Consider the following 14,350-nt stretch of genomic DNA (forward strand, 5'->3'; position numbering starts at 1 on the left):
TTTCTTACTTAATTTCTTGTTTATCGAGCATTTCCTCTAACATCATACGCTCTTCATCCAATTCTGTCGCCTCGGCTTTTTTCAAGTTTTTGTCGAACAATTTATTGCTTTCGATGCTATCTGCTCCTTCGAACTGAACCTTCACCTCTTTTGGAGCTGTTTTTGTCTGAGCCTTTTTTTCATTGGCCAAAAGTACATGTAATTTGCTCTGTGCTCGTTCCACAATTCCGTCTTCTTTCACGCCATAATTATCCACAATACTTTGCAAAGTATAACGAGCCTGAAAAGCATCCTCTTTTTTAAGGAAAACATCCGAAAGCAAAAGAAAACTTTCTGCCAACCAGTATTGGTGTGGGGTGTTCATTTCAATGAACTGATTGATTTCCTTTTCAGCCAAATCGTATTTGTTTTGTTCAAAATAGACCATTGCCAACAGATATTTCGCCTCGGCACCTTCCTCGCTTTGTGTTTCAGTAGCCAAAACTTTTAAATCGGCCATAGCAGCATTACTATTTGCAAGGGCCAAATATGATTTTGCTCGTTTGTATCTGGCTTCCCGAATCAATTCCTCTTTCGATTTTGCCACCGAAAGCACATCTGCCACCGACTGAATGGTCTTCTCGTACTCCTTTAAACTATAAAGCGATCGCATGTATCCAATTTTTGCCACTTTCACATTTTCGGGAATCTCTGCCACCTGTATTAATCTGTGAAATTGAGTTTTTGCTTTCTCGTAATTTTTGTTTCGATAATTTAATTGCGAAGAAGCCAAGAGTGCTTTTTCTGTAAACAGGTTATTCGGTTGGTTCAAGACTTGCTCATAGGCAGACAAAGCCTCATCGTACTTTTGCTGATTTAGGGCAGCATCTGCTTTGTAAAATTGCGCATTCAAACGGAACATTCCCTGAGGAAAATCTGACAAATACTCACGCAAAGCCAAACTTCCCTTTTCGGTTTGACCAGATAAATACATGCGTTCGGCAGAAATGTAGGACAAAGAATCCTTTTCGGAATTACGAACCACTCCCGCCCCTTCGAAGGATTCTGCAAAATCGAAATAGTCATCTACATTATTCTGATCGACATATACATTTTTCAATCCAACAAAGGCACTCTTCTTCTCTTCGCTTTGCGGATAGCTTATTACAACCTGCTTGTAGGCATTAATAGCTTTCTGATATTCTTTGGCATTGTAGTTTAGCTGTCCGAGCTGCAACAAAGATTTGGGTGCATAACTGCTGGTTGGAAATTGAGCAATTAATTCCTTATAAATATCAACGGCAGTGGCCTGATCGTCTAACTTCACTCTTGCTTTGGCTAGTTCAAACAAAGCATCATCTAAATATTCCGATTCAGGAAAAGAGCTTCTTATTTGCCCCAACAAACGAATTTCCTCATTAGAATCTCCTAACAAACCCACTGATAGAGCTTGCTGATAAAGCGCATAATCGGTATCCCAATTATTGGCAGCTACCGCCTTTTGATAGTAAACACTAGCCGTTTTGTAATCTCTATTCAAAAAAAAGCAATCGCCTATTCGGTTGCAGGCATCGGCATAGTAAGAGCTTTTGCTATCGGCCTGATTAATAAATTTTCGGAACCAATCGGAAGCTTTCTCGTAGTGATCTTCTTCAAAATTGGCGTAGGCAATGTTGTAGTAAGCTCGCTGATAGTAGTCAGAATTTCCCGATCCCGGTGAAACAATAAACTCATTGTAAAGAGAAATGGCTTTGCTATAATCACCCATTCGGTAGTAAGCTTCAGCTTTCCAGTACACACATTCGGCTGCAATTTGCGAATTGTAGATTCGGTACTGCAAGGAAGCATCGAAAGATTCTATTGCTACGGTATAGTTGAGCTGCTTCATTAACTCTAAACCACGCAACCAGGAAACTCGCTGATAGGCTTTTTCAATTTCGGGTGTTTTATTCACAATCCGATTCATGGAGAGCAAGGCATCGCCATAATTTTTGGTAGTCATGTACACTTTCACCAAATAATCATAAGCTTCATCGTTTCGATCAGAATCAGGATATTTTTGCAAATACTCGTCGAATGCTTTTATGGTTTCGTTAAAGGGCGAATAGGAAAGTTCATAAGTTAATTTTGCGAAATTAAACAAAGCATCCTGTTGCATGTTTTTATCAAAATCCATTCGTGCCGTTAATGCAAAAGCGACCTTAGCTCCTTCTTTGTCGTTCAACTGCAAATAACAATCGGCCAAACAGTAGTTTGCAACCATCAATATTTCATCGCTTTCGCCACCCACATTCGCGAATTGCTGAACTGCCAGGCTAAATTTCTTTTGCTTGTACAAACAATATCCGTAGGCAAACTTATCCTCGCGCGACAAGCTTTTTTTTCCTTTCTCGAGAAATGGAATTGCCTTATCATATTCCTTCATTTGATAGTAGGAAAGACCAATCATGCTGGAAATTTCCTCGCTCCGCTTCACACTAGCATCATCAACAAACTGAAGAGCATAATCGATTACCTGATTGTACCTTTCTTGCAAATAGTATATTTGTGTGATGTAGTAAGGTACTATGGGTGAAAAAGTCTTATTTTTAGTCAATTTTTCGAAACCGTTTAATGCGGTTTGATAATTACCATTTAGGTAAGCAATGTGTGCGTAATAGTAATTTGCAGGAGCATTGTATTCTCCTGAAACATCAATGATCTCAAAAAAGTATTTTCGGGATTCCTCGTAATTTTTGTCCATAAAATACGCGTAGCCCACTTTAAACTGATATTCTGTACGCTCATTTTTCAAGAGTGCATAAACATCAACTTGATTGAACCAAAGTAAGGCTTCTTTGTATTTTTTATTTCGATATTGTTGCCTTCCCAACTGAAAGTAAGCCGATTGTTTCAGATTACTTTCGGGATGGTTTCGAAGAAAAGATTTCATTTCCTCTTCTGCCTCGGGACGAAAAAGTTCGATGGAACAATAAGCCATATAAAAATCAGCCTGAGTAGCTCGATCGGAATAGGCATCTTTTTCCATTTCGATAAAATCGGAGAATTCGTGTCTTGCTCCGCCATAGTTTTTATTCCGAAACATTTCCATAGCCGATTGCCAAAGCTCATTGCTACTTTTGTGGGTTATTGATTTTTGAGCCTGAACAGTAAATCCCATGCATAAAAACAAAAGGGACGTAAACATCCACAAACTATATTTATTTCTCATATTTATTTGCGTGTATAGTAGGTAATCTAATTTAAAAAAAGCTGATCTATCTGCCTTTTAATGACAGATTCAGGAATCAAACCAGGAATCCAAAAAATCAGCCTTAAAGGTATAAATAATCCGCTAGCTTATCGTATTTTCAAACGCAGGAAAGAAAGAAAAATTGCCTGCTTTTTTGCGCAAGAAAAAAGACAATAAAAAACCTTCAGCCAAAATAATTTTTTAGATTTGTATGTCTACACTCAATTTGAATACTTATAAAACAAAATACATGTCCAAATCAACTATCATTGAACTTAAAAATGCCATTGTCCGTCAAGCGGATAACATTATACTAAGCGATGTAAACCTGGAAATTGAAAAAGGTGAATTTGTATACATCATTGGAAAAGTAGGGAGTGGCAAAACCAGTTTAATGAAAACTTTGTATGCCGAACTGCCCATTAAAGAAGGAGGCGGTTCTGTTGCGGGCTTTTACCTTCCCATTATAAAAACCAAACAGATTCCTTTTCTGAGAAGAAAAATTGGCATTGTGTTTCAAGATTTCCAATTGCTTACCGATCGCAATGTACATAGCAATTTGGAATTTGTTTTGAAAGCTACTGGCTGGAAAGACAAAAAAGAAATTGATCGTAGAATAGAGGAAGTGTTAAGCAAAGTAAAAATGGACAAAAAAGGCTATAAAATGCCTCACGAATTATCGGGAGGAGAGCAGCAAAGAATTGTGATTGCCCGTGCTCTTCTTAATTCTCCTGATATTATTTTGGCCGATGAGCCAACTGGAAATCTAGATCCTGAAACCTCTGATGAATTGGCCGAACTACTTATGGATATTAGTAAAAATGGTCGCACAGTTTTGATGGCTACACATCAGCATGATTTGCTTAAGAAATTTCCTGCACGCACACTGGAATGCATTAAGGGCAAGGTAATTGAAATTTCGAATCCGAAAACCGATGTTGAAGAAGAGATTGAATTGAATTAGCTGTAGGATTCGACCAAGTCTTCACAAAATTTACAATTTGCGAAACAAACTTACATACAATAAGAAATTTGAAAAGTTAAAACTGAAACACAGCTTGATTTTTCCAGTCTTTTTTTTGTTTGTGATGTGGATGGTAAAACTTCTTGAATGGGGACTTGGCACTAATCTATATTCTTTCGGAATTTTTCCGCTGCACCAAAAAGGACTACTTGGCATCCTCACCAGCCCACTTATTCATAAAGATTTTAGTCATTTAATGGCCAATAGCATTCCTTTTTTGGTTCTAAGTTGGGGCATATTCTATTTTTATCGTTCTCTCTCCTACCGAATCTTTTTTTTCTGCTATGTAACAACTGGAATTTTGATATGGCTGGGAGCTCGAGAGGCATACCATATTGGTGCCAGCGGCTTGGTTTATGCTTTTGCTTCCTTTCTGTTTTTTAGTGGAATTATTCGCTATCACTTTCAGCTAATTGCTATTTCTTTTGTGGTAGCTTTTCTCTATGGAAGCTTATTTTGGGGTATATTTCCAATGTTGGAGGATGTCTCGTGGGAAGGTCATTTGTTTGGGGCCTTTTCAGGTATAATTTATGCAATCGCCTATCGAAACCAAGGGCCTAAAAAGCCAAAAACTATCATTCCCGAAGATGATGATTCTATTCCTGAGGAAATATGGAATTCGGAATTTTTGAAAGAGAAAGAGGAACAATAATCAGGGAACAGGAACCAGTTAAATAATAAACATTTCCTAATCATACCAAAGGCTGACAGGTCTTCGACGCTATCAGGTTGTTTCGAGGATCTAAAAGATACATGCTTAACAAACAAAAGAGCCTCAAGCATGTGAGACTCTTTTGATATCTATCAATCGCAAATTTATTTTTTATAGTATTTCATAGCTTCTGGCATGAATTCCTGCAAATCTTTTACTCGAGTATCATCTGCCGGATGAGTGGATAAAAACTCTGGTGTGCTTTGTCCGCTACTCTCGCTCATTCTTGTCCAAAAAGCAACTGCCTCCTGAGGATTATATCCAGCCATGGCCATAAAAATTAAACCCATTTTATCGGCTTCGGATTCATGAGAACGTGAAAAAGGCAACATCACACCTACATTGGCTCCTACTCCGAAAGCTGTCATCCATATTTGTTGTGTTTCGGCTGGTTTTTCGTTTAAAGCCATGGCAAGACCAGTACCGAGTGCCTGAATTCCCATTTGCTGACTCATGCGTTCGTTACCATGTCGGGCAATGGCGTGAGCAATTTCATGCCCCATAACTACTGCCAATCCTGTTTCGCTTTGTGTGTAAGGCAAAATTCCGGTATAAAAAACCACTTTACCACCAGGCATACACCAGGCATTAGGAGTTTCATCATCTACGAGGTTGAATTCCCACTGAAAATTGGCAATTCGATCGCTCATTCCATTCTCATTCATAAATTGTTCAACAGCTGCCGAAATTCTGGCTCCACAATCTTTTACCATAGCGGTTTGTTCCTTATTATCGGATAGTTTGCTTTCCGATAAGAAAGCATCGTATTGCGTTAAGCTGGTGGCAATCATATCAGATTCGGGATACAAATTCATTTGTTTTCTTCCGGTGATAGGCACGGTTGCACATGCGATTGCAAACAATAGAAATCCAGATAGAATTAGGGTACGGATGTTTTTTTTCATTGTTTTTAATTTATAGTAATTATTTAATCATTCATTATCGTATTAAACGCTAACAGGTCTTCGCCGCTGTCAGGTTAAAAATAAAATGCTATCAGATGCAGTTGCCTACTGCTAATTAATCTATACTGATTAGTAATTATTGTTTGCTACATCTAATTGTTTTAGTAGGTCGTTGACATTAGTAACTGGCAATTGACAACTTTTATTTACACAAAGATAAAAAGTTGTTTTGTTCTTTACATAACGATTTTTGAGCAAGGGCAAATCACTTTCTTTTGTGCTTCCTGAAATCAAGACATTGGGCAAAAATAGCTTTTCTATTTCTCGTTTTTGCAGCAGTGCCTCCTCGCCCACAATCGCAATTTCGATGGGTGGATTTGCCAAGTATAAATAGAGCTGTCCCCAATTGGAATGATAGGGAATTGCCTGTTCGAGTCGGGGTTTTACGTTTGCCATCATTTGCTCGGCACGCTTCAGGTAATCGCTTTTATCAAGATAGCTTCCCAATAAAAATAAACTTTTAGCAATGGATGAGTTCGATGATGGAATTACATTATCGAGTAGCTCCATTTTTCGGGCAATTAATTCAGGATCTTCGTTGGAAGTATAGAAAAACATACCCGATTGCTCATCGGAAAAATGAAGCAAAACAAACTCGAGTAAATCCTTAGCCTTGAACAACCATTGCTCATTAAAAGTAGTCTGATAGAGTGCCAAAAAAGCTTCAATTACAAAAGAGTAATCGTCTAAAAAACCATTTATTTTTGCGCTTCCATCTTTATAATTACGAAGCAAATACATCTTTCCTTCCCACAAGTTTTTCTCGATAAATTCGGCATTTTTTATCGCTCTAGCAAGATATTCTTCATCACCCATAGCTTTGTAGGCATCCACATATCCTTTCATCATTAGTGCGTTCCAACTGGTAAGAGCCTTATCGTCTAAAGCAGGACGAATTCGCTCGTTGCGTTTGTTTAGCAAAAGCATTCTGTCCTTTTCTAAATCGCTATTTAATTGCTTTTCGGATAATTTGTATTTTTTTGCCAAACTCTCTTTATCGGCCTGAATCATTAGAATGTTTCCCACCTCCCAATTGGCCGGATTTTTGATGCCATAAAACTCGCAAAAAAGTGCAGCCTTATCGCCTAACAACTGATCTATTTCGGCTTTGTTCCATACATAAAACTTACCTTCTACGCCTTCGCTATCGGCATCGAGAGAGGAATAGAATCCACCTTGGGGTAATGTTAATTCTCGCTGAACAAATTCGAGTGTTTGCAAAATTATCTGTTTGTATTCGGGTATCTGCGTAAGTTGATAAGCCTCGGAATATAAACTGATTAATTGTGCATTATCGTAAAGCATTTTTTCGAAATGAGGCACTTTCCAAATGGCATCGACGGAGTATCGGGAAAAACCGCCTCCTATTTGATCGTAAATTCCACCCATGGCCATTTTATCGAGCGTAAGCGTAACATGATTAAGTGCCGAAAGATTTTTTGTATGGTAGTAATATCGCAGTAAAAATTGCAGAGAATTGGGCAAAGGAAATTTTGGCGCTTGTTTGTTTCCTCCTTCGCGGATATCAAAACCTTGCTGCCATTGATGGAAGGCAGTTTCCAAATCTGCCACAGCAATAGTAGACGTTTTGGCTTTGATAGTGATAATTTCGTTTTCGCGGATGCCTTTTGCCAACTGATTGGCCACCGATTTTACTTTTTCAGCTTCGTTGAGCCAGGCATTTTGAATTCCTTGCAACACATTCACCCAATTGCTGGTTTGAAAATAAGTACCCCCATAAAAGGGTTTTCCGTTGGGCATAGCAAAACAGTTGAGTGGCCAGCCACCGCCGCCAGTCATTAATTGCACGGCATCCATATAAATTTGATCGATATCGGGGCGTTCCTCGCGATCGACTTTGATGCAGACAAAAAATTCGTTCATGATTTTAGCAACCTCGTCGTTCTCGAAACTTTCGTGTTCCATTACATGGCACCAATGGCAAGCTGCATAGCCAATGCTGACTAAAATTAGTTTGTTTTCTTTTTGGGCTTTGCCTAGTGCCTCATCGCCCCATGGGTACCAATTGATCGGATTGTGAGCATGTTGCAACAGATACGGACTGTTTTCGTGAATGAGACTATTGGTATGCTTGTGCTGCTTCATTTTTTTTGTATTCTGAGAAAAGCTCCCGTTTGCACGGATATCGTTGTAAATAGATAGATTGGTAAAATATTTTTTTGGATTGCTTTTATTTCCCATATTTTTTAATGCCTACTAAAGATATAAATTATTTTTAATGATTTTAAATAAGATTTTAAAAAGGAATTCCCTCAAAAAAGGAAATATTACACATGAATTTGATGGACAAAATGTACTTCTATCGGGAAAGTGATAAAGCATCGACAAAAAGAAAAGCCAGAAATAACCAAATAACATTATTGAAAACCAGAATAAGATGTTTTTATTTTGATGTAACTAAATAGTATTTATCGTATTACAGATTCAAAACTAAGCATGATATTTTTCAGATTAAAAGACACATAACAATTTTAGCGTATTATTATTTTGTTAGATTGCTTGGGTTTTGTACATTCGAAAGATCAATTTCATTCGTAAACAATGAGTAAAGAAATCCACTTATCGGCCGAAAATCATCGCAATAAAGAAGTTATTGCCTTTCGGTTTGGCTTCGATGATGAAATCAAAAGACGACTGAAAAATCATTTTCAGGTGGTTTGGAGCCAAACAAAAAAGTATTGGTGGATTGAGCGTAAGGATTTTGATTTTAAGGAATTTAAAAAGGTATTCGCCTCGAACGAAATAAGTTTTGATCGCAAAAAAAAGCAGCCTGCAAAAAGTCCAAAAAAAGACATTGTAAAACCAGCACTTCCGAAAGAATATCTGGACAAACTGGAACAAAAAAGATACAGCCAGTCGACCATAAAAACCTACTCGAACTACTTTCGGGATTTTCAGTTCTACTTTATGGATAGAAATATAAATGAGATTAGTGCCGAGGAAACAAATGCCTACATTTTAGAATTAATAAGGCTCAAAAATATTTCGGTGAGCCAGCAAAATCAGAGAATTAATGCCATAAAATTTTACTTTGAAAAAGTGTTAGGTAATGATCGAGAAATTTATAAAATAGACCGACCCAACAAAGTAAAAACACTACCTAGCGTGCTTAGTAAAGCCGAAGTGAAAGCCATATTGAACAGCTGCACGAATAAAAAACACAAATGCATTTTATCGCTAATTTACTCGGCCGGACTTAGGCGAAGCGAGTTAATTAATATGAAGTTGAATGATATTGATTCGTCGCGGGGCTTGATTATCATAAGAAGTGCCAAAGGAAATAAGGACAGAGTTTCGCTGCTATCGCCACTACTTATTGAAGAATTAAGAGAGTATTATAAAATATATAAGCCCAAAGTTTATTTGTTTGAAGGGCTTGAAGTTGGTAGCAAATACAGCAACACTAGTGTTGCTAATATTTTAAGAAATGCTTGCACAAAAGCACGAATTAAGAAACGAGTGAGTCCGCATACTTTGCGTCATTCTTTTGCAACGCATTTACTAGAACAGGGGACCGATTTGCGCTACATTCAAGATCTTTTGGGTCATAGTTCATCGAAAACGACTGAGATTTACACTCATGTATCAACACGAAATATTGGTAATATTAAGAATCCGATTGATGACCTGTTTAGCGACTCATCATAATAAGTGTTTAATACTGCCTGATACGGCAGGATAAAAACACTTTTTATTCAAAGATAAACGAAATAAACGCCATAGCGTTTACTAAGAAGTTGTGCGGCATTAAAAACAACGTTCCTGTAAACCACTAACAAAATGATTAAGAATGATAGATATAAGAAAGTTGATTTCATCACTCCAAGATAAAAGGAAAGTGTTTCATTCGGAGGATGATTTAAAACTATCATTCGGAATGGAAATATTACAAAACTATACAGATTGCCAAGTTCGATTGGAAAGACCAATTGATATAGAAATGGTTGATTGGAACAATACCAAACTGATTGCAAGAGTTCCGCTTGATGTAGTTCTAATTGATAAAGATGGTAACCTAATTCCTATTGAACTTAAATACAAAACCAAAAAGACTCAACTGGATTCGGACGACGAAAAATATCAACTTACGGAGCATGGAGCGGTCGATATTGGTAGATATAGTTTTAGAAAGGATGTTTATAGGATAGAAAAATATCTGGATTCTCATTCGGATTCATCAACTGGATACGTTCTGATTCTCACTAATGATAAAGCCTATTTTGATACTGATGTTTCTCAAAAGGAGAATTACGATAAATTCTTTTCGTTTCACAATAACACGATAATAAAAAAGAAAGATAATGGATGGAATTATAGTAAAATAAGTGACTCAGATAAATATGAAAAAAGAGCAGGAGATAAAAGGTGGTGGTATAAGGATAAAAAGAAACCTCATTGGACTTGTGTAAAGGAATTATTCTATAAATTGGATTTGCGAAATGATTATGAAATCAACTGGTTTGATTATTCATCTTTTCCAAATGCAGACTTTAAATATTGCTTGATAAAAATTACTAAATAAAAAGATAGAAAAATATGGATTACGGAGCAACAATTTCAACAACAGATGGACATGAACATACATGTGATTATTGTGGTGCAGAGATTTCTGTATCAGTAGCAAAACAATCGGGTCATAATGAAAGGGAAGATTATTATTGCCCTGAATGTAACAAGAGGTATCATACAAGAGCATCCTTACCAATTATGCCTCAGAATGTAAAATTGATTAGTCCAAGAACAGATGGAAAGACTGATAAATACCAGAATTAAGAGATAGTTTGATTCAAAAAGCAAAGAATAACGACCGCACAACAAAGTATATAAAACATAAGGGGTTCAGTGGTTTGTGGAAGTTTTGTTCATTGTCTGAGCCCCGCCAAATCTACGATTTGACGAGATATCAAAAATATTAAATTTATGTCTAATCGTAGATTTGGCTACTTAGTAAATTGAAAGGTTTGTATTTCAAATCCCCTTACGATTTCATATACGAGCCGTTATGCCCAATATTGAACTTTCCAAACGCAAATAAATCTTTCATTTAGAAAATGTTTTAATGACTATTTGGAAATAAGAATTAATATTTAGACATTTGTCTAAATATCTAAAAGTAATGAATTCACTTTTTAAAGCATTAAACGACCAAACAAGAAGAGGCATCTTGGAACTGCTCAGAGAATCTGACATGACGGCTGGCGATATTGCTGATAAATTTGATATGACGAAACCAAGCATATCACATCATTTATCTCTTCTGAAACAAGCTAATTTGGTTGTAGACATTAGAAAAGGACAATTTATCTATTATTCATTGAATGCAACTGTTCTTGACGACATTGTAAAATGGTTTTTAAAATTTAATTCTAATTCCACCGATAATGAGAAAAATGAAAATCTATAAAGAACTACTAATTGGAGGTATCGTAGTTGCTCCATTGTTATACTTTTTATATATCTGGAATACTTTACCAACGGAAATACCAATTCATTTTGATGCTCAGGGAAATCCAAACAACTTTGGAAGTCGGTCTTATGTTGCACTAACACTTTTCTTTTTGTCGATTGGTACGTATTTGTTTTTGATGTATATTCCAAGAATAGACCCGAAAAAGAACTTTTCAATTTTTAGTGATACTTTTATCAAGCTTCGTTTTTTGCTGTCACTATTTTTCTCTTTAATCTGTTTTTTCATAATACATTCAGTCAAAAATGGAGAATTAAGTACGACTTACTTTTATGTCACTTTTGCAATCATGATTTCACTATTCGGAAATTACATGAGCAATATCAGACCTAATTATTTTATTGGAATAAGGACACCGTGGACTCTTGAAAGTGAATCAAATTGGAAGAAAACACACTTTATAACAGGTAGGCTATGGTTCATTACTGGTATCATTATGGGAATCTTGCTAGTTGTGTTACCTTCTAAATATGCAGTGGTTACATTCATTGGTAGTATTGTTCTAATTGCAATTTTCCCTTTGGCGTATTCATTTTTAAAGTTTAAAGCAGTAATAAAAATCGCAAAAAAATAACAAGTTATGAGAAATAAAGTAAATAAACAGAAGACTGACAATTGGATAGGTGTGCTATATTTTAATCGAAAAGATTCAAGAGTTATTGTTCCTAAACGAATATCAGGAATGGGGTGGACTTTAAATTTTGCGAATCCATATACATATATTATGGTAATCGTAATTATCTTAATAATAACTCTTTCTAATCACTTTCTTTAATACTCAGACTATGAAATTTCACATGTTAATTTATTCATTGCTCCTGTTTTCCTTAACTACGTTCTCGCAAGTAAAGAACGACTCGTTGTTTACAGAATCAGCAATAACACTACGAACTTCAAGTGGGAATATTTATGGAACATTAACCATTCCGATTAGTACTGTAAATAATTCAATTGTAATTATTGTTCCCGGCTCAGGTCCTACAGACAGAAATTGTAATTCATTAATTGGATTACATACCGATGCATATAAAATGTTATCTGAAGGATTAGCCAACAATGGAGTTTCAACGCTTCGTTTTGACAAAAGGGGAGTTGGACAAAGTAAAGCAGCTATGACGAGTCAATCTGAATTGAGATTTGAAACGTATATTAACGATGTGAAGGATTGGATTACCCTAATACATAAAGACAAACGGTTTTCTGAAATTTTAATTTTGGGACATAGTGAAGGCTCATTAATAGGAATGATAGCAGCTAATCAAACTAATATTACAGGTTTTATTTCTATTTCTGGAGTTGCAAAATCAGCTGATAAATTTTTGGAGGAACAATTGAAAACTAAATTGCCACCCCAATTGCTAGCTGAGTCAAACGCAATTCTTGATAGTCTAAGAATAGGTAAGACCGTTTCAAATGTAAATACAAATTTGCTTTCAATATACAAGCCAAGCTTACAGCCATATCTAATTTCTTGGATAAAATATGACCCCATAAAAGAGTATAGTAAAATAAATATTCCTATACTTATTATTCAAGGGACGACCGATTTGCAAGTAACTGTGAATGATGCTGAATTGCTTTCAGAATCAAAGTCTGATGCAAAGCTTGTAATAATTGACAATATGAACCATGTATTAAAAGAATCAGATTCTAATATACAACAAAATATGGCAACGTATAGTAATCCTGAATTGCCCTTGAAGTCAGGTTTAGTTGATGAAATCATTTCTTTTGTAAAGACCAAATGATTAAAATACTGGGCATAACAATGCATCATAAATAATTGCCGTATGGTTGTAATTGCAAGGGCTGTTGGCCGCTTAAACTTTCGTGTAAATTGACAATTTAGCAACCCGCAATCGGCAACTATTCATATGCGATCCGTTACCGCCAATAGTAAAGACAATAGCCCAAAATGAAAGAAGTGATCTTATTTATTGCAATATTCAGCTTGATCCTGATAGTAATTCTGATAAAACCAATATTTGGATTTATTGGAACTCTGAAATCAAAAGCGAAAATACCTTTCTCAAGATGTTTAATGATGAGTTTAAGAAAAACACTTAAACCAGAACTAATAAAAGCAATCGCATTCGCACAAAACAGATCATTAAATATCGGAATAGATACACTTGAAGCCCATTTTCTTGCAGGAGGCTCTCCTTTTCAATGTCTACAAGCTATTGAATACGCAAATACAAAAAACATCAAATTAGATTTCCGACAAGTATCTGCTGTCAACCTCGCAGATATAGATCTAATTCAAGCAATTGATAGAACCAATAAAATATTAGAAATTAACATTATTGACTCAAATGTGAGAAACACAAAACTCAATTTAGATACTTATGAATATAATGGTAAATTCAGAATTGAATTTTATAGAGCTTGTTTTGCCAAGATTGATGATAAGAAAATAGAAGAAGAGATAAAAGAAAAAATCAAAAAGTACATTGAGTACTCTGACACAGCAGACAATGTTAATACAGGAAAAATAATTATCGAAACAATTCTGGACACAAATTTTTGGGAATCAAAAGGACTAACTCCAATAACCCAGGAAATTAAGATAAAATAAAACTAAAGGCGGTAACAAAAGCTAAATTTTCATGGGCGTTGATGAGCAATTTGATAGTTCAACTTAATTAAGAAAAACCAGCAAGCCTTGTAAATTTAGCCTTGCTCCCATTTTTAAATTATAGTAAATTTAACCGGCTTGCTTCGGTGCGCATTGATAAGGAAATCAATATAAATCGCCCACGAAATTTAGCAAAACCGTTAGCGTTCATGCTGAAAAAGACCAAAATAGCATAAACTAAACCGATGAAAAGCTATCGCACAAATAGCACATTTGCAAACCCCAACACACAAACCAATACTTCAGTTTGCAAAAGAGCTATTTCTTTCCAACCGCACACAAGATTCTATATATTTGTAATGTGATTGAAGA

14 protein-coding genes are annotated in these 14,350 nt (G+C 35.8%); 11 read left to right on the plus strand and 3 right to left on the minus strand.

Annotated features, from left to right (window positions below; all coding sequences use genetic code 11):
- Nucleotides 1-4 precede the first annotated feature (4 nt).
- Nucleotides 5-3,190: a tetratricopeptide repeat protein gene (locus tag ABYT26_RS05965; protein ID WP_372751980.1), complete on the minus strand. Its 3,186-nt coding sequence runs from the start codon at nucleotides 3,188-3,190 to the stop codon at nucleotides 5-7.
- A gap of 60 nt (nucleotides 3,191-3,250) precedes the next feature.
- Between ABYT26_RS05965 and ABYT26_RS05970 the strand changes: the two genes are divergently transcribed.
- From ABYT26_RS05970 to ABYT26_RS05980, 3 genes are all read left to right on the plus strand, one after another.
- A complete protein-coding gene (locus ABYT26_RS05970; RefSeq protein ID WP_372751981.1) occupies nucleotides 3,251-3,388 on the plus strand; it encodes a hypothetical protein in 138 nt (45 codons plus the stop codon).
- Nucleotides 3,389-3,461: 73 nt separating this feature from the next.
- Entirely contained in the window at nucleotides 3,462-4,175 is a 714-nt protein-coding gene (locus ABYT26_RS05975; RefSeq protein WP_372751982.1) for a cell division ATP-binding protein FtsE, read from the plus strand.
- 37 nt (nucleotides 4,176-4,212) lie between these two features.
- Nucleotides 4,213-4,887 (plus strand): rhomboid family intramembrane serine protease, encoded by a 675-nt coding sequence (locus tag ABYT26_RS05980; protein WP_372751983.1) that lies wholly within the window; start codon nucleotides 4,213-4,215, stop codon nucleotides 4,885-4,887.
- A 164-nt stretch (nucleotides 4,888-5,051) separates the two neighbouring features.
- Here the strand turns inward: ABYT26_RS05980 and ABYT26_RS05985 are convergent, their stop codons facing one another.
- Together ABYT26_RS05985 and ABYT26_RS05990 are read right to left on the minus strand one after the other, a co-directional pair.
- Nucleotides 5,052-5,852: a M48 family metallopeptidase gene (locus tag ABYT26_RS05985; protein WP_372751984.1), complete on the minus strand. Its 801-nt coding sequence runs from the start codon at nucleotides 5,850-5,852 to the stop codon at nucleotides 5,052-5,054.
- Nucleotides 5,853-5,981: 129 nt separating this feature from the next.
- Nucleotides 5,982-8,114 (minus strand): thioredoxin domain-containing protein, encoded by a 2,133-nt coding sequence (locus ABYT26_RS05990; protein ID WP_372751985.1) that lies wholly within the window; start codon nucleotides 8,112-8,114, stop codon nucleotides 5,982-5,984.
- 360 nt (nucleotides 8,115-8,474) lie between these two features.
- On the opposite strand from ABYT26_RS05990, the gene ABYT26_RS05995 reads away from it, so the two are divergent.
- The 8 genes from ABYT26_RS05995 to ABYT26_RS06030 all read left to right on the plus strand — a co-directional run bounded on the left by ABYT26_RS05995 (nucleotide 8,475) and on the right by ABYT26_RS06030 (nucleotide 13,978).
- Nucleotides 8,475-9,581 (plus strand): tyrosine-type recombinase/integrase, encoded by a 1,107-nt coding sequence (locus ABYT26_RS05995; protein WP_372751986.1) that lies wholly within the window; start codon nucleotides 8,475-8,477, stop codon nucleotides 9,579-9,581.
- A gap of 142 nt (nucleotides 9,582-9,723) precedes the next feature.
- Nucleotides 9,724-10,455: a hypothetical protein gene (locus ABYT26_RS06000; RefSeq protein WP_372751987.1), complete on the plus strand. Its 732-nt coding sequence runs from the start codon at nucleotides 9,724-9,726 to the stop codon at nucleotides 10,453-10,455.
- A gap of 14 nt (nucleotides 10,456-10,469) precedes the next feature.
- On the plus strand, nucleotides 10,470-10,706 hold the full coding sequence (locus ABYT26_RS06005) for a hypothetical protein (protein ID WP_372751988.1): 237 nt from the start codon (nucleotides 10,470-10,472) through the stop codon (nucleotides 10,704-10,706).
- Between the two features lie 343 nt (nucleotides 10,707-11,049).
- Nucleotides 11,050-11,337, plus strand: a complete 288-nt coding sequence (locus ABYT26_RS06010; RefSeq protein ID WP_372751989.1) for an autorepressor SdpR family transcription factor — start codon at nucleotides 11,050-11,052, stop codon at nucleotides 11,335-11,337.
- The gene (locus ABYT26_RS06015) at nucleotides 11,315-11,974 is read left to right on the plus strand and encodes an SdpI family protein (RefSeq protein ID WP_372751990.1); all 660 of its coding nucleotides are present in this window, start codon (nucleotides 11,315-11,317) and stop codon (nucleotides 11,972-11,974) included. Before ABYT26_RS06010 ends, ABYT26_RS06015 begins: the two co-directional genes overlap by 23 nt.
- A 6-nt stretch (nucleotides 11,975-11,980) precedes the next feature.
- The gene (locus tag ABYT26_RS06020) at nucleotides 11,981-12,175 is read left to right on the plus strand and encodes a DUF5808 domain-containing protein (RefSeq protein ID WP_372751991.1); all 195 of its coding nucleotides are present in this window, start codon (nucleotides 11,981-11,983) and stop codon (nucleotides 12,173-12,175) included.
- Between the two features lie 85 nt (nucleotides 12,176-12,260).
- On the plus strand, nucleotides 12,261-13,148 hold the full coding sequence (locus ABYT26_RS06025) for an alpha/beta hydrolase (RefSeq protein ID WP_372751992.1): 888 nt from the start codon (nucleotides 12,261-12,263) through the stop codon (nucleotides 13,146-13,148).
- Between the two features lie 167 nt (nucleotides 13,149-13,315).
- Nucleotides 13,316-13,978, plus strand: a complete 663-nt coding sequence (locus ABYT26_RS06030) for a flotillin-like FloA family protein (protein WP_372751993.1) — start codon at nucleotides 13,316-13,318, stop codon at nucleotides 13,976-13,978.
- Nucleotides 13,979-14,350: the final 372 nt, after the last annotated feature.

This window comes from Labilibaculum sp. (assembly GCF_041595635.1).
Taxonomy (GTDB): Bacteria; Bacteroidota; Bacteroidia; order Bacteroidales; family Marinifilaceae; genus Labilibaculum.